This is a genomic window from Sphingomonas sp. DC5200-1, from assembly GCF_049897245.1.
In the GTDB taxonomy this organism is placed as follows: Bacteria; Pseudomonadota; Alphaproteobacteria; order Sphingomonadales; family Sphingomonadaceae; genus Sphingomonas; species Sphingomonas aquatilis.
Genome location: NZ_JAFCVW010000036.1, coordinates 1 through 1,673 on the forward strand (window position 1 = coordinate 1; position 1,673 = coordinate 1,673).

Genomic DNA, 1,673 nt, shown 5'->3' on the forward strand with positions numbered 1-1,673 from the left:
AGCCTGCATTCCCCAAGTGGCGTGGCGTTTGAGGTGAAGATCGCCTGTATCCGAGCGCTAGACAAGGATTTTCTGCCGCAAGCGGCACCTGCGGTCGCGCAGACTGCTGGATCTGGACGGATCAGACCGCGAAGCCGCTGTTTCCTTGCCCAGGGGCGGCGTTTTTCAGCGCAGCGGACAGATCTGTCCAGCCGCTTTCGTTCAGTTTGAGCGTGGATCGCGATCATGCGCATAGCGGTGGCGCTCGCAATCGGCGGATAGCGGCGAGGATGGCGCGTACCATCGTGCCGGTGACAGCGACCTCGGCCAGCTGGAAGGTGATGGTGCGGGCGTGACGGACCACACGTGCCCCGATCTTGATCAGCTTCAGTTGCAGGCTGGTCAACGACCAGTCGGCCATGGCCTCGGGCAGCTCGATGCAGCGCAAGAAGGTGGCCAGGTTGTACGCCAGGGCGTGCAGTTGCAGCCGCACCTCATTGTCGCGGAACTTCCGGCACGACAGCCGCGTCCAGCGAAAGGCGTATTTGCCCTCTTTGATGTGCTGCTCGGCGGTGCCGCGCTGGTTGTAGAACCGCACCACCCAGTCCGGCTCCATCGGCAGGTTGGTGACGATGAAGCCGACACGCGGGAACAGTTCGCCCGGATGCCATTCGATCTTGGCGATCACCCGGCGTTCCTTGTCCCAGGACGCCGCCTGATACTCGAATTCCTCGAAGAACCGCTTGACCTTGGTCAGTGACGGCCGCCCGACAGGGCGCGTTAGCCGATGCGCGATCTTGTCCTTGAGGACCGCGTTTGCGGGCAGCCGGATGGCGTAGAAGAACCGCGCTTCTTCCAATCGCTCATAGATCGCCGGGATCGCGTAGGCAGCATCGGCCCGGAAGAACCTGCCACCAAGGTCGCGCTCCGCGTAGCGCGCAATGACGGGGTCGAGAACATCACGCCAGCCATCGGCGCTGTGGACGTTGCCATGGCGCAGGGCGCAGCGTTCCAGCATCCCGAACTGGTTGAACAGAAAGTTGGGGTGATAGCAGCTACAGTCGAAATGGCCATTCCAGGCGGACCCTTCCTGGTCGCCATGGGTCGGGCTGACCGAGCTGTCCATGTCCAGAACGATGTACTTCAGCCCGTTACGGTCATGGAACCGGTCGATCCATTGCCCGTTCAGGTCGGCCAGCGCGGCACGGTTCCCGGCCAGAGCCAGCGTCTCGGTCTCGAACCGTCCCATCTGCGATGCCGAGGCCGCTTGTGCATCGACCGCTCTGCCGCCGACAACTTGGCGCATGACCGGATCGCAGGCGAGACGGTTGGCGTCGTTGACATCCTCGTATCCGGCCAGCCGCCCAAAGACTGATTGCCGGAACAGGCCGTCGAGCCGATGGACCGTGTTCTTGCCAGAGCGAGTATCGCGCAGCGCCGCTGACGCCAAATCGGACAACCCGAGCGCGTCATCAAGCTCGCGCATCACCAGAAGGCCGCCGTCGGAACTGAGCTGCGTGCCGCGAAATTCCAGCCGCACGCGAGGGTCGAAATCCACCCGATCTGCCCGTTGCAAGCCCGCACCCTCTGGGTGATCCATGAAACGCGCCCCTCGCAGCCTTCAACACCATGTTTTATATAGGAAATATAATGGTCAGGACAGCGAAATCAGCGCCTTACTTGGGAAATGTGGG

General features: G+C 62.4%; 2 protein-coding genes. One reads left to right on the plus strand and one right to left on the minus strand.

Going from position 1 to position 1,673, the window contains the following annotated elements; all coding sequences use genetic code 11:
• The coding region (locus tag ACP7A3_RS20905) for a hypothetical protein (protein ID WP_426262755.1) at positions 1–210 on the plus strand (210 nt) is incomplete at its 5' end.
• A 13-nt stretch (positions 211–223) separates the two neighbouring features.
• Here the strand turns inward: ACP7A3_RS20905 and ACP7A3_RS20910 are convergent.
• The gene (locus ACP7A3_RS20910; RefSeq protein WP_006473457.1) at positions 224–1,579 is read right to left on the minus strand and encodes an IS1380-like element IS1247 family transposase; all 1,356 of its coding nucleotides are present in this window, start codon (positions 1,577–1,579) and stop codon (positions 224–226) included.
• Positions 1,580–1,673 lie beyond the last annotated feature (94 nt).